20 protein-coding genes are annotated in these 21,583 nt (G+C 34.0%); 12 read left to right on the top strand and 8 right to left on the bottom strand.

What is annotated here, in order from left to right; all coding sequences use genetic code 11:
* Positions 1 to 76 precede the first annotated feature (76 nt).
* Positions 77 to 1,114, top strand: coding sequence for a ferrated catecholamine ABC transporter substrate-binding lipoprotein SstD (locus KA828_RS05695; RefSeq protein WP_075108238.1), 1,038 nt, complete (start codon positions 77 to 79; stop codon positions 1,112 to 1,114).
* Between the two features lie 258 nt (positions 1,115 to 1,372).
* A complete protein-coding gene (locus KA828_RS05690) occupies positions 1,373 to 2,413 on the top strand; it encodes a ferrated catecholamine ABC transporter substrate-binding lipoprotein SstD (protein ID WP_193839637.1) in 1,041 nt (346 codons plus the stop codon).
* 53 nt (positions 2,414 to 2,466) lie between these two features.
* Here the strand turns inward: KA828_RS05690 and KA828_RS05685 are convergent, their stop codons facing one another.
* From KA828_RS05685 to KA828_RS05675, 3 genes are all read right to left on the bottom strand, one after another.
* Positions 2,467 to 2,781: a CHY zinc finger protein gene (locus tag KA828_RS05685; RefSeq protein ID WP_210125690.1), complete on the bottom strand. Its 315-nt coding sequence runs from the start codon at positions 2,779 to 2,781 to the stop codon at positions 2,467 to 2,469.
* Between the two features lie 32 nt (positions 2,782 to 2,813).
* Positions 2,814 to 3,737: a UDP-N-acetylmuramate dehydrogenase gene (gene murB / locus KA828_RS05680; RefSeq protein WP_075108235.1), complete on the bottom strand. Its 924-nt coding sequence runs from the start codon at positions 3,735 to 3,737 to the stop codon at positions 2,814 to 2,816.
* A 79-nt stretch (positions 3,738 to 3,816) separates the two neighbouring features.
* A complete protein-coding gene (locus KA828_RS05675; protein WP_210125688.1) occupies positions 3,817 to 4,332 on the bottom strand; it encodes a GrpB family protein in 516 nt (171 codons plus the stop codon).
* Positions 4,333 to 4,441: 109 nt separating this feature from the next.
* Here KA828_RS05675 and KA828_RS05670 point away from each other — a divergent pair, with 109 nt between their 5' ends.
* The 3 genes from KA828_RS05670 (at position 4,442) to KA828_RS05660 (ending at position 7,202) form a co-directional block, all read left to right on the top strand.
* Positions 4,442 to 5,317 (top strand): EMYY motif lipoprotein, encoded by an 876-nt coding sequence (locus tag KA828_RS05670; RefSeq protein ID WP_075108233.1) that lies wholly within the window; start codon positions 4,442 to 4,444, stop codon positions 5,315 to 5,317.
* 132 nt (positions 5,318 to 5,449) lie between these two features.
* Positions 5,450 to 5,770: a bacillithiol system redox-active protein YtxJ gene (gene ytxJ / locus KA828_RS05665; RefSeq protein ID WP_053029936.1), complete on the top strand. Its 321-nt coding sequence runs from the start codon at positions 5,450 to 5,452 to the stop codon at positions 5,768 to 5,770.
* Between the two features lie 310 nt (positions 5,771 to 6,080).
* Positions 6,081 to 7,202, top strand: a complete 1,122-nt coding sequence (locus tag KA828_RS05660) for a glycerate kinase (RefSeq protein WP_210125686.1) — start codon at positions 6,081 to 6,083, stop codon at positions 7,200 to 7,202.
* 70 nt (positions 7,203 to 7,272) lie between these two features.
* Here the strand turns inward: KA828_RS05660 and pepT are convergent, their stop codons facing one another.
* From pepT to gdpS, 4 genes are all read right to left on the bottom strand, one after another.
* Positions 7,273 to 8,502, bottom strand: coding sequence for a peptidase T (pepT, locus tag KA828_RS05655; protein ID WP_053029934.1), 1,230 nt, complete (start codon positions 8,500 to 8,502; stop codon positions 7,273 to 7,275).
* A 14-nt stretch (positions 8,503 to 8,516) separates the two neighbouring features.
* Positions 8,517 to 9,011 carry a threonine/serine exporter family protein gene (locus tag KA828_RS05650; protein WP_053029933.1) on the bottom strand — a complete coding sequence of 165 codons (495 nt, stop codon included), beginning with the start codon at positions 9,009 to 9,011 and terminating at the stop codon, positions 8,517 to 8,519.
* Positions 9,012 to 9,027: 16 nt separating this feature from the next.
* A complete protein-coding gene (locus KA828_RS05645) occupies positions 9,028 to 9,789 on the bottom strand; it encodes a threonine/serine exporter family protein (RefSeq protein ID WP_053029932.1) in 762 nt (253 codons plus the stop codon).
* Positions 9,790 to 10,020: 231 nt separating this feature from the next.
* Positions 10,021 to 11,091 carry a GGDEF domain-containing protein GdpS gene (gene gdpS, locus KA828_RS05640; RefSeq protein WP_075108231.1) on the bottom strand — a complete coding sequence of 357 codons (1,071 nt, stop codon included), beginning with the start codon at positions 11,089 to 11,091 and terminating at the stop codon, positions 10,021 to 10,023.
* A gap of 366 nt (positions 11,092 to 11,457) precedes the next feature.
* On the opposite strand from gdpS, the gene KA828_RS05635 reads away from it, so the two are divergent.
* Positions 11,458 to 12,543, top strand: a complete 1,086-nt coding sequence (locus tag KA828_RS05635) for a glycosyltransferase family 4 protein (RefSeq protein WP_075108230.1) — start codon at positions 11,458 to 11,460, stop codon at positions 12,541 to 12,543.
* A gap of 58 nt (positions 12,544 to 12,601) precedes the next feature.
* Here the strand turns inward: KA828_RS05635 and KA828_RS05630 are convergent, their stop codons facing one another.
* Positions 12,602 to 13,243 (bottom strand): YigZ family protein, encoded by a 642-nt coding sequence (locus tag KA828_RS05630; RefSeq protein ID WP_075108229.1) that lies wholly within the window; start codon positions 13,241 to 13,243, stop codon positions 12,602 to 12,604.
* A gap of 143 nt (positions 13,244 to 13,386) precedes the next feature.
* Here KA828_RS05630 and fakB1 point away from each other — a divergent pair, with 143 nt between their 5' ends.
* The 6 genes from fakB1 (at position 13,387) to prfB (ending at position 21,286) form a co-directional block, all read left to right on the top strand.
* Positions 13,387 to 14,253 (top strand): fatty acid kinase binding subunit FakB1, encoded by an 867-nt coding sequence (gene fakB1, locus KA828_RS05625; protein WP_210125684.1) that lies wholly within the window; start codon positions 13,387 to 13,389, stop codon positions 14,251 to 14,253.
* A 459-nt stretch (positions 14,254 to 14,712) separates the two neighbouring features.
* Complete coding sequence (locus KA828_RS05620; RefSeq protein ID WP_348634773.1) at positions 14,713 to 15,795, top strand: DEAD/DEAH box helicase family protein; 1,083 nt, start codon at positions 14,713 to 14,715, stop codon at positions 15,793 to 15,795.
* Positions 15,788 to 16,462 (top strand): ComF family protein, encoded by a 675-nt coding sequence (locus KA828_RS05615; protein WP_075108226.1) that lies wholly within the window; start codon positions 15,788 to 15,790, stop codon positions 16,460 to 16,462. The genes KA828_RS05620 and KA828_RS05615 overlap by 8 nt, the downstream gene beginning before the upstream one ends.
* Positions 16,463 to 16,523: 61 nt before the next feature.
* Entirely contained in the window at positions 16,524 to 17,102 is a 579-nt protein-coding gene (gene hpf / locus KA828_RS05610) for a ribosome hibernation-promoting factor, HPF/YfiA family (RefSeq protein WP_070854846.1), read from the top strand.
* 425 nt (positions 17,103 to 17,527) lie between these two features.
* On the top strand, positions 17,528 to 20,065 hold the full coding sequence (secA, locus tag KA828_RS05605) for a preprotein translocase subunit SecA (protein ID WP_053029924.1): 2,538 nt from the start codon (positions 17,528 to 17,530) through the stop codon (positions 20,063 to 20,065).
* A 104-nt stretch (positions 20,066 to 20,169) separates the two neighbouring features.
* Positions 20,170 to 21,286 (top strand): peptide chain release factor 2 gene (gene prfB, locus KA828_RS05600; RefSeq protein WP_245336053.1). Its coding sequence is split into 2 segments (ribosomal slippage): positions 20,170 to 20,241 and positions 20,243 to 21,286, totalling 1,116 coding nucleotides; the frame shifts between segments, so codons are not numbered across the junction.
* The last annotated feature ends 297 nt before the right edge of the window (positions 21,287 to 21,583 follow it).

Genomic DNA, 21,583 nt, shown 5'->3' with positions numbered 1-21,583 from the left:
TTAGAAGACGTAGACAAGAGAGAAGTCCATCGATACGCAGCATAAAGGTTAAATAATTTTTAGAGGAGTCGTACATATGAAAAAGACAGTCTTATTTTTAGTCTTATCTTTAGTATTAGTTTTATCAGCTTGTAGTAATGGATCAAGTAGTAACGATTCAGGATCTAAAAGTGATAGCAAAGATTCAAAAGAAACTGTAAAAATCAAAAATAATTTTGAAGCTTCAGGTGAAGAACGCGACGGTAGTGATGCTAAGAAAGTTAGCAACACAGTTGAGGTTCCTAAAAATCCTAAAAATGCAATTGTTTTAGACTATGGTGCTTTAGATGTACTTAAAGAATTAGGCGTGGCAGATAAAGTCAAAGGTTTACCAAAAGGTGAAAACAATGAATCATTACCAGATTTCCTAAAAGACTTTAAAGATGATAAATACGTAAATACTGGAAATCTTAAAGAAGTGAATTTCGATAAAGTAGCAGCCGCTAAACCTGAAGTAATATTCATTTCAGGTAGAACTGCCAATCAGAAAAATTTAGATGAATTCAAAAAAGCAGCCCCAGACGCTAAAATCGTTTACGTTGGTGCTGATGAGAAAAATCTAGTTAAAGACATGAAGAAAAACACTGAAAACTTAGGTAAAATTTACAACAAAGAAGATAAAGCTAAAGACATCAACGAAGAGTTAGATGAAAAAATCGCTGAAATGAAAGATGAAACTAAAAACTTTGATAAAACTGTAATGTATTTATTAGTAAACGAAGGTGAATTATCAACTTATGGTCCTGGTGGAAGATTTGGTGGTTTAGTATTTGATACATTAGGCTTCAAACCAGCAGATAAAAACGTAAGTAATAGTTCACATGGCCAAAATGTGAACAATGAATACATCAGTGAGCACAATCCAGATGTTATTTTAGCAATGGACCGTGGTGAAGTGGTTGGTGGTGAATCAACTGCTAAAAAAGTATTAAGCAACGACGTTATTAAAAATGTTAAAGCAGTTAAAAATGACAAAGTATATCAATTAGATCCTAAATTATGGTACTTTGCATCAGGTTCATCTACTACTACAATTAAACAAATTGATGAATTAGAAGAAGTCGTAGATAAATAGACCATTTCAAAGCATCTAAATTATAATGCTTAGGCTAAAAGTCAGTGAATGCGTGTACAAATGCATTCATTGACCTTTTTTATTTAGAAAATAAGTTAGTCCTATCATGTATTAAAAAAATACGCTTATACTTCAACATTATATTCAGCATAGCTTGCAACTTTTTATTGAAAAATATTTTATAATAAAGTAATATATTTTTAAGTGATATTGATAATCGTTATCACTTAAATACAACAACAAGAGGATGTTGCAACGATGAAGAAAATAATTGTGTTTTTAGTATTAAGTCTTGCCTTAGTTTTAACGGCATGTGGCAAAAGTTCAGATAGCGATCATGGTGCCGCAAAAAAAGATGACAATAAAGACATCGTTCAAATAGAAAATAATTATAAGACACGAGGCGAGAAGAAAGATAAAAGTGACGCTAAAGAGGTTAAAGAAACGGTGGATGTTCCTAAGCATCCAAAGCGTGCAATTGTCTTTGATTACGGTGCTGTCGATGTATTGAAAACATTTGGCGTACAAGACCAAATTATTGGTTTACCTAAAGGTGAGAAAAATGCGGCATTACCTGAATTTCTTTCAGAATTTAAAGATGAGAAATACATCAATACGGGTAATTTAATGCAAATTAATTTTGATAAAGTAGCTAAAGCAAAACCAGAAGTGATTTATATTTCTGGAAGAACAGCAACCGTGAAAAATATAGATGAATTGAAAAAGGCTGCACCAAACGCCAAAATTGTTTATGTTGGTGCTAGCGAGAAAAATTATATTAATGATATGAAATCAGTAACAACAAAATTAGGTAAAATTTATGGTAAAGAAGATAAAGCAAAATCTTTAAATGACGCACTGGATAAAAAAATAGCAGATACAAAAGCAAAAGTTGAAAAAATAGATAAGAAAACGATGTACTTGTTAGTTAATGAAGGTGAGTTATCAACTTTCGGTCCAGGTGGTAGATTTGGTGATTTAATTTATAATACACTAGGCTTTAAACCGACTGATATGCATGTTAAAGCTAGCCCACACGGTCAAAATATTAATAATGAGTATATTACAACTAAAAATCCTGACATTATTCTAGCGATGGATAGAGGACAAGTTGTGAGTGGTAAATCAAGCGCGAAACAAACGTTATCTAATGATGTAATTAAAGGTGTGAATGCCGTTAAACACGGCAATGTTTATGAACTCGATCCTAAACTATGGTACTTTAGCGCAGGATCAACGTCTACGACAATCAAACAAATTGATGAATTAAATCACATTATTGAAAAATTAAATAAATAAGAAACAAAAAATGGCTTAGTAACCATCTGTCAATCGTTACTAAGCCATTATTATTATAATTCAAAATATAAATGATAGTGAAATTTACAACGACTATTAAAATGCGCCTTACATTTCGGACATAGCTCTGTCATCATATAGTCTTGAATAGACATCTCATGTTTACATACACCACACATAATCGCTTTTTCATTGGATTCTTGTTCTGACCATCGTTGAATGGGGTGTGACGCATGTTCCTCATGACATTGATAACACGGGTAATATGTATTACAACATTTAAATTTAATAGCGATTACATCTAAAAATGTATGATAGTGTGTACAACGTGTTTCATTATCTACAAGCGAACCATAGACCTTTGGCATTATTCATCGTCTCCTATCAACGTACCATGTTGTTATTCTTCAGGATGTTCTCCGATAATACGAACCTCACGATGAAGTTCAACATCAAATTTTTCTTTTACTACTTTTTGTACATGATGAATTAAATCTTCATAATCTGTAGCTGTTCCATTGTCTACATTAACCATAAATCCGGCATGTTTTTTTGAAACTTCTACACCACCAATTCGGTGGCCTTGTAAGTTTGAATCTTGTATTAATTTGCCTGCGAAATGACCAGGTGGACGTTGGAATACACTTCCGCATGATGGGTACTCAAGCGGTTGTTTAGATTCGCGACGTTCAGTTAAGTCATCCATCTTAGCTTGAATATCGTCTAGTTGACCTGGTTCAAGTGTAAATGCAGCTTCAAGTACGACTAAATGTTGTTTTTGAACAATACTATTTCTGTAATCTAATTCTAATTCTTTATTAGTCAATTGAATTAAATCACCTTGTTCATTAACGCAAAGTGCGTAATCAATGCAATCTTTGATTTCGCCGCCATATGCGCCAGCATTCATATAAACGGCGCCTCCAACAGAACCAGGAATACCACAAGCAAACTCTAATCCTGTTAACACGTGGTCTCTAGCAGCACGTGACACATCAATAATTGCCGCACCGCTTCCTGCAATAATAGCATCGTCAGATACATTGATGTGATTTAATGACAATAAGCTAATTACAATGCCACGAATGCCACCTTCACGAATAATAATATTTGATCCATTTCCAAGATAAGTAACAGGGATAGCCTTCTCTTTGGCATAGCGTACAATAGCTTGAACGTCTTCATTTTTAGTCGGTGATAAATAAAAATCAGCATTACCACCAGTTTCAGTGTATGTATAGCGTTTTAGTGGTTCATTAACTTTAATAATATCTTCAGGTATTAAGGACTTTAAATCTTGTAAGATGTCTTCTTGCTTTAACATAAGTACATCCTTTCTTCTCTTCTATAATCTACCTTTTATTATAGCAATTTTGTCGATGATTTGCGAAGACGACAACGTTTTATAACTTTTGATAGATGTCTTCGAAGTATTTCTGCTTTTGATTTTCATAGGGTCTTATATAATTAATATGTTGAATGATAGAATGCTTTTTTTCTGAAAAATGATGCGCAATATCTGGCAATGTTGCAAGTGCATTGTCAACATCAATGTACTGTTTGAATAGCAGGGTATCCATTTGAATGATATGTAAGCGAATGGTTTGCTTCAAATCAATCATATTATTAAACTTTGCCATCATCACTTTCCTCTTATAGGGATGATGGAGACGATAAAAGCCTAAATAATTCAATCGTTTCTCGTCTAAAGCTGTGATATCGTGTAAATTATTTACACCCACTAAAACATCTAGAATAGGTTCGGTTGCATAATTAAAATGACGTGTGCCTCCGATATGTTGTGTAAATTTTACAGGAGAATCTAGTAAGTTGAATAGCGATGCTTTCGTAGTTTGATATAATGTATCATACTCGCTGTGTGCGTCATCTTGAATAAAAGGTTGAACGGTTGCGTACATACGTATCTCCTTTAAATGGTAAGTTTTGTCAAATTCTGAAATACTATAACACAAATCATTTTCAATATAAATAGCTTTAGGTATAATACGTGGTGATAGGAGTGCATTTATGAAGAAATTAGCAATACTTTCTATAATGTTGATATGTGGCGTATTACTCGCATCGTGTGGTAATCAAAAGCGTGCAGATTTAAATGATTTCCAAACACAACTGAATAAGGTTGAAGATGAGAAGAAAGACGTCAAAACAGTGATGGATAAAATTCATTTGAAACAATTAGATCAATTAAGCAAGACGGACACCACTGATAAGAATAAAAGAGAATTTAAAGCGTTGCAGAAGGATATAAACAAGCACTTAATTCCTGAATTTAAGAAATATGAAAAATCGGCTAAACAATTACCTGCTGAACATCAAGATGTTATAGAATTAAAAGACAAGTATTTGCAAAATGTGAAACAAGAAAAACAATCCATCTATGACATTAAAGCCTTTGTAGACTTATGTAATAGATCAATCAAGGCGAATGAGGATATATTGGATTACACTAAACTATTTGAAAGCAATCGCTCACAGGTAGAAACACAAATTCAAAAAGCAACGAACCAAGAAGATGCGAATCAATTAACATCTAAAATTGAAAATAACAATCAGAAGTTGAAAGAGGCAGCACAAAAATATTTAGAGCGTGATGATACGACTACTAATAAAGCAATAGATGATCATATTAAGCCATTGATTGAGAAGCAAATAACAGAATTGAATCAAACGAATATTACTGATCCAAAAGTTAACAGTGCGCGTAAAAATGCTATTGAAATGTATTATAATTTATTGAATTATTATGATACGCGAGAAACAACCATCGAGATAGAGAAAAAACTTTCTAAAATTGATGTAGAAAAGTTACCGAAAACGGGTAAAGAATTAAGTAAGGATAATAGTGGATTTTACGAAGAATTGAAAAAGTTAAAAAAGCAATAAGTAGACACAATTATTAAAATTAAAATTTTTGGTTAACAATGGACAATGAAATGTGTATAATTGAACCCATTGAGTAGTTTATAATGATTATAAAGTGCAATATGGACATAAATAATTTTAGAGGTGAATAGAATGGCTATAAAGCTGAGTTCGATTGACCAGTTTGAACAAGTACTTAAAGACAATAAATATGTATTTGTATTAAAACATAGTGATACTTGTCCAATCTCAGCAGATGCATACGATCAATTTAACAAGTTTTTATATGAAAGAGATATGGATGGCTATTATTTAGTCGTTCAAGAAGAAAGAAAACTTTCTGACTATATCGCTGAAAAGACCCATGTGAAACATGAATCTCCACAAGCATTCTATTTTATTGATGGAGAAGCAAAGTGGAACGCGAGTCACAGTGATATTAACGTATCTTCATTAGCGCAAGCTGAAGAATAATAGATAACGACTTAAGAAAGTAAATATTAAATTCAAATAACAACCATTGTTTAAGGCTACATTTTAAAAGGACAGTAGCCGGCGACTCTGAGAAGATGGACATATCAGGCTTCTCTTAGTGCGCATCATCCTTACAGGGGGACATGAATTCAAAGTGAATTCTGCGTCACCCCTGTTTTTTATTTATGTTATTATAACTGCTATTATTATGAAAAGTAGAGACAACCCATGTATAATGTGAAAGTGAAGTCGAATATATAACATCTAAATCAATATATAAATAAAGAAAATGGCATGAGGTGATTAACAGATGAAAGTATTAGTAGCAATGGATGAATTTAACGGTATCATTTCGAGTTATCAAGCAAATCGTTTTGTTGAAGAAGCGGTAGCCAGTCAAATTGAAGATGCTGATATTGTACAAGTGCCATTATTTAATGGTCGCCATGAACTTATGGATTCGGTATTCTTGTGGCAATCAGGCACAAAATATAGAGTGAATGTCCATGATGCAGATATGAATGAAGTTGAAACAATCTATGGTCAAACTGAACAAGGATTAACTATAATTGAAGGTAATTTGTTTGTTAAAGGTCAAAAGCCAATCGAACAACGCTCAAGTTATGGCTTAGGAGAGGTTATTCTAGATGCATTGAATAACGGCGCTGCGAACATTGTTATCTCACTAGGCGGTATCGATAGTTTCGACGGTGGTATCGGTATGATGCAAGCCTTAGGTGCGAAATTCTATAATGATGAAGGAGAACTTTTGGATGCGCGCGAAGGGGCTCAAATCATCAAATTTATTCGACGTATTGACTTTTCTGAGATACCTCAAAATTTTAAAGATGCACATATTCAGGTGATGTCTGACTTTTCTAGTAAATTATATGGCAAACATAGTGAAATTATGAAGACGTATGAAGGTTATGGAATGACACGAGAAAAGGCCGCTGAAATCGATAATTTAATTTGGTACTTTAGTGAGTTGGTTAAAAATGAAATGAAAATTGCCATGGGTCCAATCGAAAGAGGGGGCGCTGGCGGTGGTATTGCAGCATTATTAAGTGGATTGTATGATGCTGAGATATTAACAAGTCATGAATTAGTCAATCAAATCACGCATTTAGATGATCTCGTATCTCAAGCTGATTTAATTATCTTTGGTGAAGGTGTAAAAGAGGAAGACCACTTACTTGAAACAACGACTTTAACAATTGCGGAATTAGCACATAAACATCATAAACCAGCAATTGCTATTTGCGCGACGGACGACAAATTTAATGTCTTTGACCAATATCAAGTTACAGCAATGTTTAATACATTTATTGAGATGCCAGAAAGCTACACAGACTTTAAAATGGGCATACAAATTAGATATTTCACTGTTCAAGCACTTAGACTATTAAAAACGACATTGAACCATGGATAAATGAATAAATGCTAATAAAAGGGAACCACAATGACCCATATGGTCATCATGGTTCCCTAATTTATGATATCTATTTATGATGATGTGTGACTTCTTGTGCAATACCAATAATGACTTGTACTGCTTTTTCCATTACATCGATTGATGCATATTCAAAAGGTCCATGGAAATTACCGCAACCTGTAAAAATGTTAGGTGTTGGTAACCCTTTATAGGATAATTGTGATCCGTCAGTACCACCGCGAATAGGTGCTGTATTAGGTTCAATATTTAAATCTTTGAACACTTTTTTAGGTATATCAATAATATATGGGTGTGGTTTAATCTTTTCAGCCATATTATAATATTGATCCTCGATTGTCACCTCGACTGGGAAATCTTCGTAATGAATATTAATATCGTCGCGAATTTCTAATAATTTCTTTTTACGCAATTCAAAAGCATCTCTATCATGATCACGAATAATATATTGCAATGTCGCTTTTTCAACATTACCTTCAAACTTCATTAAATGATAGAAGCCTTCATAACCTTCTGTACGTTCTGGAACCTCACTTGCAGGTAAAAGACTATGAAATTGGTGGCCTAATGATATTGCATTTACCATGATGTTTTTAGCTGACCCTGGATGTACATTGACGCCATGTGTCGTAATTTTTGCCTCTGCAGCGTTAAAACTTTCAAATTGTAACTCACCGAATTCACTGCCATCCATTGTATAAGCGAAGTCTGCATCAAAGCGTTCAACATCAAAGTGATGTGGACCACGCCCAATTTCTTCATCAGGTGTGAATGCTATGCGAATACGGCCATGTTGAATTTCAGGATGCTCGATTAAATAGTTAATGGCTTCCATAATTTCCACAACGCCAGCTTTATCATCTGCGCCTAACAATGATGTGCCGTCAGTAATCATGAGTGTATGGCCCTTAAGCTTTTTTAATTCTGGAAAAGTTTCTTGGCTCAATACACGACCCGTATCGCCAAGTTTGATTGCACTACCGTCGTAGGCTTCTACAATCTGAGGATTCACATTGCTAGCATTAAAGTCAGGTGACGTATCAACATGTGCTAGGAATCCAACAGTAGGAACGTCGGAAGAAATGTTACTTTCTAGCGTCGCAAATAGATAGCCATTGTCATCAAGGTCTGTTTCTAGACCAAAGGCTTCAAGTTCTTGTTGTAATAAATGTAATAAATCCCATTGTTTGTCAGTTGAAGGTGTGGTTGACGATTCTGGGTTAGATTGTGTATCGATTTTGACGTAGCGTGATAATCTGTCTATAATCTGTGCTTTCATAGCAAGACATCCCCTTAGATTCTATTATTCATATTGTATGATTTTCTATATGTTTTACCTTTAATTTTATCATAATACTGCTTGATGCGTGTGTAAATATAGTAGAGGATTTCAGCTACTAAAATTCCGAACGCGATAGAACCAGAAATAAGTGTTACCTCTAAAAAAGTGTTTACTGCCTGTGTATAATCATTTGACACTAAATAACGTGTTGCTTCATATGCGGTACCCCCAGGTACAAGTGGAATGATACCTGGCACTATAAAAATAATCACAGGGCGTTTGTAACGACGACTCATAACATGACTTAATAATCCGAGTATTAAACTTCCAAGAAATGCGGCGCCAACTTTTCCTAAATCCATATCTACAGTGAATTGATATATGGTCCATGCAACAGCGCCTACAAATCCACAAGCTGCGAGTAGTCGCTTCGGTGCATTGAAGATAATTGAGAAGAGCACTGTAGAAATGAAACTAATTGTGAAATGGAATAAATAAAATAACATTTATACACAGCCTTTCTTAAATAATTAATAAAACGATGGCTACACCAGCACCGATGGCAAATGAAGTTAATGCAGCTTCAACGCCTCTAGACATTCCGGCTAACAATTCACCAGCCATTAAATCTCGAATCGCATTACAGATTAATATTCCGGGTACAAGTGGCATTACACTAGAAATGGTAATGATATTCTGATTCGTTGCAATACCAAGCTTAGTAAAGGTGGCTGCAATTGTGATAACGACTGCTGAGGCAACGAATTCTGAAAAGAATTTAATTTGAATAAATCGTTGTACTAAACTAAACGTTAAAAAAGCGGCCCCACCAGCTATAACAGCAATCCAGCAATCTGAAGCTACACCACCAAACATGAATAAGAAGAATCCACAGGCAATTGCAGCTGCAAAAAAGTTTAATAGAAATGAGTATTGTAACGATGCACGACGTAAATGAATCAATTCAGATTTTGCTTCATCAATGGTTAATTCATTTCTAGAAATTTTTCTTGATAAACTGTTTGTTAGTGCAATTTTCTCTAAATCCGTTGTACGTTCGCGAATTCTAATTAGTCTTGTATTTGTGCGGTCATTAAGTGAAAAGATAATGGCTGTTGACGTTACAAAACTATATGTATCATTTAAACCGTAACTATGTGCAATACGGTTCATTGTATCTTCTACACGATACGTTTCTGCACCAGCTTCAAGAAGGATTCTCCCAGCTATTAAAACTACATCAATCACCTTATTTTCATCGATAATAGTGATTGAATCTGACATAAACGGCACCTCCAGTACTTTGGATAATTAAATTTAATTTCATAGACAATTTGAAGTGTACAACTTGCACACGCAACTTGCAATAGTACGCTTCGTATTCCTACCACATCTAATCCCTATTAACATGAAAAATAACGCAACATTAAGATAGATATCATAAAAAAGTCAACATAATGAGATAACCTATATGAATCCTACTTTGATTATCTAATATGTTGACTGCTTTTAGTTTTATAATTTAATGATTGGATTAAACATTACTTGATTACGACCTTCATTTTTAGCAACATGGACCATATCATCGGCATCTTTAAAGACTTTGCGTTGCGATTTATGATCATCTTGCGTTAAGTAGCCTACACCAATAGAGACAGATAATTTAATAACTTCCTTGTTAGGTAGGTGGAATGAGGACTTTTCAACACCAGTTCGTATATTTTCAGCTAATTTAACGCTTTGATCCAATGAATAATCACGGATGACAACTGAAAATTCTTCACCACCATTACGGAAAATCTGGAATTGTTTAGGAACATAATTCTTTAATAGCTGTGACATTTGTTTGAGCACAGCATCTCCAGATTGATGTGAGTACGTATCATTAACATCTTTAAAACCATCGATATCAATTAATAATAAGGCAAGACTTTCTTTTTTCTCTTCGGCGATTTGTGATACATGATTTAAATGTCTATCAAATTCTTTCACATTTCCTAAACCAGTAAGATAGTCATACTTATCTTCATTTTCGTAGCGTGTAACTAATGAAAAGAAGTGCCACATATCAACAAATGTAATTGCTGAAGCAATGGTTAAAACGAATGAAATAGGAACTAAAAATGCGATTTCAGTAAGGTCATATAGCGGGCTGAAGATGGATAAAATAAGTAAAATAATTACACTAATCAAATTTAAAACAACTAAAGCCACAATATCATTTTGTTTCAAGAATGGACCGACCATACTGACGATGATACCTATTACGATCAGTACTACGCCATAAAGAAGTGAGTTTCCAAATGCAAATACTTCAACTAGAGCAACAATAACTGCTGAAACTAAGGTATAACCCATATTCGTAAAACGACCTAGAAATAATAATGGGACAAACGTTAAATGAACTAAATATTCTTGATGGAATGGAATTGGATATGCTGCAAGTAGTAGGGCAACAATAGTCATCAACACAGTGACATAGCCTTTAGAAAAGACCATAATTTTATTTTCGGAATATTGTAGCCGATGGAATAAATATATTCCCGCTACCATAACTGCAACATTGTAAATGATAGATTCAATCATATTGGAATCGACTCCTTTAATTTAACCATTAGTTATTGTAAGTGAAAACTTACCATTTGTCATTAAGTTGTATCAGATATAACAAACAAATTAGATAGAATATATATACTTTCGTATTCAAATGAATAATGAAATGATATGATATAAGTTATAATATCTTTACAAAAAATTTACATTCAATTAAAAATTAAGGATAAACATAGAGAAATAGGGTAAAATAGTTGGAGTTTACTGAACGTTGTGATGAAGTGTCAGTAATTTACAACTATAGTCCAATACAAAAATGAATTAAAAGTTGTTTAAATAGAATGAATAGATAACTAGCAAATATGACAAATTAAAAAGAGATTTATTGAAGGTGAACTGATGTATACTTTACTACTTATTGCTGTGACATTGGTAATCAGTTTAATATTAACACCTATTATTATAAAGGTCTCTATTAAATTCGATTTAGTAGATAGGCCAAACTTCAGAAAAGTACATACAAAGCCAGTCTCAGTATTGGGTGGTACTGTTATACTACTTTCTTTCTTAATAGGAATTTGGCTTGGACATCCTATTGAAAGAGAAGTTAAGCCCTTAGTTTTAGGTGCTATTGTAATGTATTTAGTAGGATTAATTGATGATATTTATGATTTAAAGCCTATTTTAAAGTTAATTGGACAAATTGTCGCCGCTTCAATCGTTGCGTTTTATGGTATTACGATTGATTTTATATCCTTTCCGATGGGGCCAACGATTCATTTTGGAATATTGAGTATACCCATTACAATTATTTGGATTGTGGCGATTACGAATGCCATTAATTTAATTGATGGATTAGACGGATTAGCTTCAGGCGTATCCGCAATTGGTCTTATTACGATTGCGTTTATTGCAATTTTACAAGCGAATGTATTCATTATCATGATTTGTAGTGTATTAATAGGTTCATTATTAGGATTTTTATGCTTTAACTTTCACCCTGCTAAGATCTTTTTAGGGGATAGTGGTGCGCTATTGATTGGGTTCATCATTGGTTTTCTATCGTTGCTTGGCTTTAAAAACATTACATTCATTTCGCTATTTTTCCCAATTGTAATTTTAGCGGTACCATTTATCGATACATTGTTTGCAATGATTCGAAGAATGCGTAATGGCCAACACATCATGCAAGCGGATAAGTCTCATTTGCACCATAAACTTCTAGCATTGGGATACAGCCATAGACAAACGGTATTGTTAATCTATTCAATAGCGATATTATTTAGTTTATCAAGTATTATTTTATATTTGTCACAACCACTAGGTGTACTCCTAATGTTCATATTAATCGTGATTACAATTGAATTGATTGTTGAATTTACGGGATTGATTGATGATAGTTATCGCCCGATTCTCAATTTAATTACAAAGAAGAATGAATCACATCGTGTCAATAATGACATTGATGAACATCATAAAAAATAAAACCTTGTTTGTGAGGCTACTTAAATGATTAGGTAGTGTTACACAAACAAGGTTTTTATTAATTTGTAGGTATATCAAAGGGTAACTTTTTAACGTCTGCTTCATGCAATTCAAAATTACCAGCTGTGTGCTTATTCAAAAATGCAATAAAATCATCATATTCCGTTTGTACGACATCAATTTGATAACTGACTTTATCGGTATACGTAGTATCTCTTAAAAAATACGTTGTAGAGGCTAATTCATATTCAAACTTTCCAGTTAAATCATAATTAATGGTCACGGTAGTGGGGATGGCATCGCGCAATTCTACGCGTCCAATGTCATAAATTACATCCCTTACGGCACCACTATATGCACGAATAAGGCCACCGCCACCAAGTTTAATGCCTCCGAAGTATCGTGTAACGACAACACAAACATTATGGACGTCTAATTTTTTTAATATTTCTAGCATTGGTACACCAGCAGTCCCACTTGGTTCTCCATCATCATTTGCTTTCTGAATGTTCATTTGATCACCAACTGTATAAGCTGAACAGTTATGCGTAGCCTCTTTATGTTGTTGTTTAACTTCATTTATAAAAGCTTTCGCTTCATCCTCCGATGAGACAGGTTTTATATGTGCAATGAATCTAGATTTATTAATGACATTTTCAATGATATGTTCCTGTTTGATCGTAATAATAGGATCGGTCAAAGTTGTTCACCTCCAATTAATAGAAAAGATGTTTAACTTTCATTATACACGCTAATTTTTAAATGAATAAATATCTGATTATGAATTTCTTTTTCAATAAAAATAATTTATAATAGCTTTGAGTATAATTGAGGAGGACTACTATGAAAATCGCAGTAATGGCAGATTCAACAGGGTATCTACCACAAGACTTTATGGACAAGTATGAGATACCTATCGCACCATTAAGTGTCGCATTTGATGATGGAGAAACGTTTACTGAGAATGATAATGTACCGATTGAACGTTTTTATAATAAAATGGCCTCATCTAAGACGTTCCCTACAACAAGCCAACCGGCTATTGGAGAATGGATTGAGAACTATGAGAAATTAAGAGACAAAGGTTACACAGATATTATTGTGATTGCTTTATCAAGTGGTATAAGTGGTAGTTATCAATCGGCTACGCAAGCTGGAGAAATGGTAGAAGGTGTCAATGTTCATACGTTTGATACTAAATTAGCAGCGATGATTGAAGGAAGTTATACAATATACGCGAAAGAACTTATTGACAAAGGATTTACGCCAGAAGTAATTATCGAAGAATTAGAAGAAATCCGTGAGCAAACAGGTGCTTACTTATTTGTTGATGATCTTAAGAATCTACAAAAAAGTGGACGTATCACTGGTGCGCAAGCGTGGGTTGGAACATTATTGAAAATGAAACCTGTACTACGTTTTGAAAAGGATGGCAAAATTCATCCATTTGAAAAAGTACGTACAAAAAAACGTGCATTTAATACATTAGAAGATAATATCTTTGAAATTATTAAAGACATCGATGACGTGACTGTCTTTGTAATCAATGGTGACAAAATTGATGAAGGCAAAGACTTTTATAACCATTTAAAAGAGGCGTATCCAAACATCAATGTGCAATATTCAGAATTTGGACCAGTTATTGCATCTCATCTAGGGTCAGGTGGATTAGGTTTAGGATACTTCCCAAGAAAAATCGAAATTAATTAATAACAATTCAAGTCTAAAAGTGTTGAGTAAATAAGGATTAAGACAATGAGCATTGATGTGCATAGGTGCTAGCAAGACTACGGCATACCGCCAGAAGCTTAAGATAGAATTCCTTTGTTGAAAGGTATTTCAGAAATGGAAATCAGCAAACAAAGCATGTGGGGGGGTCTATTTTAATTAAACGTGTCATGTCTTATATCCGAATTCTAAATGCTTTTAGGCTTTTTTATATGAAATAAGGAGTGATAGTCAATCAAATCATATGGAAAATTAGTAGGCCCTGACGTTACGTTGACTGATGAAACAGTCATCAAAGTCACGCCTGGTATAATCGCTACAAACAATGGGTATTGCTGTCTTCAATGTGGTAATACGAATATCCATGATATGTGCGAATATGAAACATCTTTTTCAGACAAGCGTATTATATACTGTAGGTATTGCATACAGTTAGGCCGTATGGACAATATTACAGAATTTAGAATTACGCGAAGTGAACATACGATTTCTGATGGATATTATGAGTTACCCTTTCAACTATCAGAACAACAACAATATGCGTCAAATGCGATTGTACAAGCAATTAATCAGCACCAACCTTTATTATTGTATGCTGTTACTGGCGCTGGGAAGACTGAAATGATGTTTGAAGGTATTCGTGTGGCGCGTCAACGTGGTTATAACATTGCTATAGTATCTCCAAGAGTAGATGTTGTAGTGGAAATTAGTTTACGCATTAAAGCAGCATTTATTTCAGAAAAAATTGACGTCTTACATCAAAGTAGTCAACAGCACTATAATGGTCATTTCATTATTGCAACAGTTCATCAATTGTTTAGATTCAAATCCCATTTCGATGTTATCTTTATCGATGAAGTTGACGCATTTCCCTTATCTATGGATCCGCGCTTACTGAATGCAATCCAACTGTCATCCAAACAAAAGCATAGCCACATTTTTATGACGGCAACTCCTCCCAAATCCCTAATCAAGCGTTTATCAACTGCGCAAATCATCACTTTACCAGCACGTTTTCATAAACACCCACTACCCGTGCCTAAGTTCTCATATTTCAAATTGAACGTTAAACATATACAGTTTAAATTAAAGAAAATGTTAATCAATCAAATCAATGCAAACCGCTATACATTAGTATTCTTTAATAATATTGAATTAATGACAGAAACGTATAAACGCTATCGCTATTATTTTCCGGATTTAATATGTGTTTCAAGTAAAGATGCGTTACGATTTCATAAAGTTCAGGCACTTCGAAATGGTGAACATACCATTGTTTTTACAACAACTATTTTAGAAAGAGGATTCACTATGGCGACATTAGATGTCATTGTTATCAATGCACATACTTTTGAACAGGCTGCCCTCATACAAATTGCTGGACGTGTGGGACGTAAACAGGAAGCGCCCACTGGAAACGTGGTATTTATGCATGAAGGTGTGAGCATCGCTATGATACAAGCAAAAAGGGAAATTAAAAAAATGAATCGACTAGGTATCCAACGTGGGTGGGTGAATGCCTAAGTGTATACAGTGTGGTGTACATCTAGATGAACCACTAAGTGTATTCAATTTCTATCGTGTACCTCAACGCTTATGTCAGCCATGTCTACAAATGTGGGAGAGCGTACGATTAATTAAAGATGAGCAACGTTGTCCTAAGTGTTTAAATGACAATAACAATAAAGAAGGCAAATGTTTGGATTGTCAATTTTTAGCTAAGAATTTTACATTAATGGATCAACTTTATTGCGATTATCAATATACTGGCATAATGAAAGACATCATACACCAATACAAGCTTATGAGAGATTATTATTTAGCTGAGGTTTTAGCGTCACAACTTCAATTACCACAGACAACGTATGATCTAATTGTTCCTATACCATCACCATTAGCACGTGATACACTGAGGACTTTTAATCCAGTTGCAACAGTGTTAGAAAAGATGGGCGTCAACTATGTAGATATATTAGGGACTGACTTGCGTCCTAAACAATCAAAACTAGGTAAGGTAGAACGAGCAAAAGCGATGAATCCTTTCTTTATAAAAGAGGATATAGATTTAACGGGTAAAGAAATTTTACTCGTTGATGATATTTATACAACAGGATTAACAATTCATCACGCAGGGTGTAAATTATATGACAAAAATGTCAGAAAATTCAAAGTGTTTACGTTTTCAAGATAGGCTAAACGTGGTATTATAATAGTAAGAATTACCAACATAAGAGGTTAAAGGAGAGATAGCTATGATTAGATTTGAAATTCATGGAGATAACCTCACTATTACAGATGCCATCCGCAACTATATTGAGGACAAAATTGGTAAACTTGAACGTTATTTTAATGATGTGCCAAATGCAGTCGCACATGTTAAAGTGAAAACGTATCAAAATTCAACAACTAAAATTGAAGTAACAATTCCATTGAAGAATGTTACATTAAGAGCTGAAGAAAGACACGATGATTTATATGCAGGCATTGATTTAGTGACAAGCAAATTAGAGCGTCAAGTTCGTAAATATAAAACACGTGTTAATCGTAAACATAAAACGCATGGAGAACCAGAAGCGTTTGTAGCAGAAGTTCAAGAGGCACCACCAGAAACGAATGGTGAGGCTAATGCAGAAGCTACAAATGATAGCGATATTGAAATCATCCGTTCTAAACAATTTAGCTTAAAACCAATGGATTCTGAAGAAGCTGTATTACAAATGGAATTATTAGGTCATGATTTCTACATCTTCACTGATCGTGATACAGATGGTACAAGCATTGTTTATAAACGTAAAGATGGTAAATATGGATTAATTGAAACAACTGAATAATTAATTTTTACTCAGTTGATTAACTTTAAGTTACTATAAATTCAATAACATTATAAAATTTACAATGTAAGTTTGTAGTCATTGGTTGGTTAAGCATGTGACCATAAAATGTGCTATTTAGCTTTAGTCATTGTGATAAGGGTGGGACAGTGAATTCGATAAGGATTCTGTTCCACTCTTTTTGTAACTTATATTATAGTAATTCGTGGACGCTATTATCATGCTGTGCTAATGTAATGAAGTAATTGGATATTTGAAAAATTAGGCTTAGCGATTCAAAATAGAGGGAAAAGAAAGTAAGTTGTTTAAGTTGTACGCAATTAAGCATTGTGCTTATATGAGTATTTAAGTATAAATTTAAAAGTATAAATGATATGATAAATTGTTGTAAGCCAAACAGTTTTTAAGCTAAAGGAGCGGACGTAATGGGATTTTTATCAAAAATTGTTGACGGCAATAAAAAAGAAACTAAACGTCTAAGTAAAATAGCCGATGAAGTACTTTCGCTAGAGGAAGATATGGCTATCTTAACTGATGAAGAAATTAAAAATAAAACAAAACAATTTCAACAAGAACTACAAGAAATTGAAGATGTAAAAAAACAAAATGACTATTTAGATAAAATTTTACCACAAGCCTATGCCTTAGTAAGAGAAGGGGCAAAACGTGTCTTCAATATGACGCCGTATAAAGTACAAGTAATGGGTGGTATCGCAATTCATAAAGGCGATATTGCCGAAATGAGAACAGGTGAAGGTAAAACATTAACGGCTACGATGCCTACCTATTTAAACGCACTTGCAGGTCGAGGTGTACACGTTATCACAGTTAATGAATACTTATCTAGTGTTCAAAGTGAGGAAATGGCAGAGCTATATGAATTTTTAGGTTTAACAGTTGGATTGAACTTAAACAGTAAGTCAACGGTTGAGAAGCGTGAGGCCTACGCACAAGACATTACGTATAGTACGAATAACGAGCTAGGATTTGACTATCTAAGAGATAATATGGTGAATTATGCTGAAGAGCGCGTAATGAGACCTTTACATTTTGCGATTATTGATGAGGTTGACTCGATCTTAATCGATGAAGCGAGAACACCTTTAATTATTTCTGGTGAAGCGGAAAAATCAACATCACTTTACACGCAAGCTAATGTGTTCGCTAAAATGCTTAAAGCAGAAGATGATTATAAATACGATGAAAAAACAAAAGCAGTTCATTTAACTGAACAAGGTGCAGACAAAGCAGAGCGCATGTTCAAAATAGAAAATTTATATGACGTGCAAAATGTGGAAGTTATTAGTCACATTAATACAGCTTTAAAAGCACACGTAACACTACAACGTGACGTAGATTACATGGTTGTCGATGGAGAAGTACTTATTGTTGACCAATTTACAGGACGTACGATGCCTGGTCGTCGATTCTCAGAAGGTCTTCACCAAGCTATTGAGGCCAAAGAAGGCGTTAAAATTCAAAATGAATCTAAAACAATGGCATCCATTACTTTCCAAAACTATTTCCGTATGTACAATAAGTTAGCAGGTATGACTGGTACTGCGAAAACAGAGGAAGAAGAATTCCGTAATATTTACAATATGACGGTTACTCAAATCCCTACGAATAAACCTGTTCAACGTGACGATAAATCAGATTTAATTTACATTAGCCAAAAGGGTAAATTTGATGCAGTTGTTGAAGATGTTGTTGAAAAGCATAAACAAGGTCAACCCGTTCTTTTAGGTACTGTTGCAGTTGAAACAAGTGAATATATCTCTAATTTATTAAAAAAACGTGGCATTAGACATGATGTATTAAACGCCAAAAACCATGAACGTGAAGCTGAAATTGTTGCCAATGCAGGACAAAAAGGTGCTGTAACAATAGCGACAAACATGGCTGGTCGTGGTACCGATATTAAATTAGGTGAAGGTGTAGAAGAAATTGGCGGTTTAGCTGTTATTGGTACTGAACGTCATGAATCTAGACGTATTGATGACCAATTACGTGGTCGTTCTGGCCGTCAAGGTGATAGAGGGGATAGTCGTTTCTATCTATCACTTCAAGATGAATTGATGGTTCGTTTTGGTTCTGAAAGACTTCAAAAAATGATGAACCGATTAGGTATGGATGACTCAACACCTATTGAATCTAAAATGGTATCACGTGCTGTTGAATCAGCTCAAAAACGTGTTGAAGGTAATAACTTTGACGCACGTAAACGTATACTTGAATATGATGAAGTGTTACGTAAACAACGTGAAATTATTTATAACGAAAGAAACAATATTATCGATTCTGAAGATAGCTCACAATTAGTAAATGCTATGTTACGTTCAACATTACAGCGTGGTGTGAACTATCACATTAGTGAAGAAGATGACAATCCGGACTATGCACCATTTATTAACTATGTTAATGATGTCTTTTTACAAGAAGGCGATCTTAAAGAAGAAGAAATTAATGGCAAAGATCCTGAAGATATCTTCGAAGTGGTTTGGGCTAAGATCGAAAATGTTTATGAAAGTCAAAAAGCAAAAATCGGTGGTCAGATGGCAGAATTTGAGCGTATGATATTATTACGTTCAATAGATACGCATTGGACGGATCATATTGATACAATGGATCAATTACGTCAAGGTATCCATTTACGTTCATATGCACAACAAAATCCACTTCGTGATTACCAAAATGAAGGTCATGAACTATTTGACATGATGATGCAAAATATTGAAGAAGATACATCTAAATTCATTCTTAAATCAGTAATTCAAGTTGATGAAGATATAGAACGAGAAAAAACAACTGACTTTGGAAAAGCACAACATGTCTCTGCTGAGGATGGCAAAGAAAAAGCTAAGAAACAGCCAATTGTTAAAGGTGATAAAGTTGGCCGTAACGACCCATGTCCATGTGGTAGTGGTAAGAAATATAAAAATTGCCACGGTAAAGAAGAATAGCTTTAATTTTTAATAATAAGTGGGAGTTGTGGAACTGAATCTACGCTCCTACTTTTTACATATCCATTTAAAAGTGCAAAGGACAAAGAATAGGAGAGATAAAAATGGAATTATCTGAAATTAAGCGAAATATAGATGAATATCGTCAGAACTTAACGCAAATTAGGGGGTCTCTTTGACTTAGAAAATAAAGAGACAAATATACAAGAATATGAAGAAATGATGACTGAACCTGATTTTTGGGATGATCAAAATAAAGCACAAGACATTATTGATAAAAATAATGCACTAAAATCAGTTGTAAATGGTTACCATGAATTAGATGAAGAAGTTGAAGATATGACTGCAACTTGGGAATTATTGCAAGAAGAGTTAGATGACGATGTAAAAGACGATTTAGAACAGAATGTACACGACTTCAAAGAGAAAGTTGATCAATTTGAACTACAATTATTATTAGATGGGCCACATGATGCTAATAATGCTATTTTAGAATTACACCCAGGTGCTGGGGGTACTGAATCTCAAGACTGGGCTAGTATGTTACTACGTATGTATCAGCGTTACGGTGAACAACAAGGGTTCAAAGTTGAAACCGTAGATTATTTACCGGGTGATGAAGCTGGTGTGAAAAGCGTAACGCTATTAATTAAAGGCCACAATGCATACGGTTACTTGAAAGCTGAAAAAGGTGTTCATAGATTAGTCAGAATTTCACCTTTTGATTCATCAGGACGCCGTCATACATCTTTTGCATCATGTGATGTCATTCCAGAATTCAATAATGACGAAATCGAAATTGAAATCAATCCTGATGATATTACGGTAGATACATTTAGAGCGTCTGGTGCTGGGGGTCAGCATATCAATAAAACTGAATCTGCCATCCGAATTACCCATCATCCGACAGGCATTGTAGTCAATAACCAAAACGAACGTTCACAAATAAAAAACCGTGAAGCAGCTATGAAAATGTTGAAAGCTAAATTATACCAATTAAAATTGGAAGAACAAGAACGTGAAATGGCTGAAATACGTGGTGAACAAAAAGAGATTGGATGGGGAAGTCAAATTCGTTCGTATGTATTTCATCCGTATTCTATGGTGAAAGACCATCGAACTAATGAAGAAACTGGTAAAGTTGATGCTGTTATGGATGGAGAAATTCAACTATTTATTGAAGCATACTTAAGACAAGCAATGAATCATAGCGATAATTAATAAAATTGAATGATAGATTAGGGAGCGGGACAAAAATAAGATTTTTCCAAAATTCATATTGCTGTTCCGCTCTTAGCTTGCTTAACTTGTAGAATTTCTTGATGAAATACTCAGTGCTGGGGGGCCTGTCGTCAAGGATGACTAGGTTTGAAAAAAGCTTGCTTGAAGCGCATTTTCAAATCAGTTAGCTATTGCCAATTTGCAAAATAGCATCATCATATTATTTATGTTCCAGGCTCTAATTATTTATAAAACATAAATAGTCGCTAAATAAATGTAAAATGTAATATTAATTAT

The sequence above is a fragment of the Staphylococcus sp. GDY8P85P genome (genome assembly GCF_017892405.1).
Classification (GTDB): Bacteria; Bacillota; Bacilli; order Staphylococcales; family Staphylococcaceae; genus Staphylococcus; species Staphylococcus borealis.
This window is presented reverse-complemented; position numbering and strand designations above follow the sequence as displayed.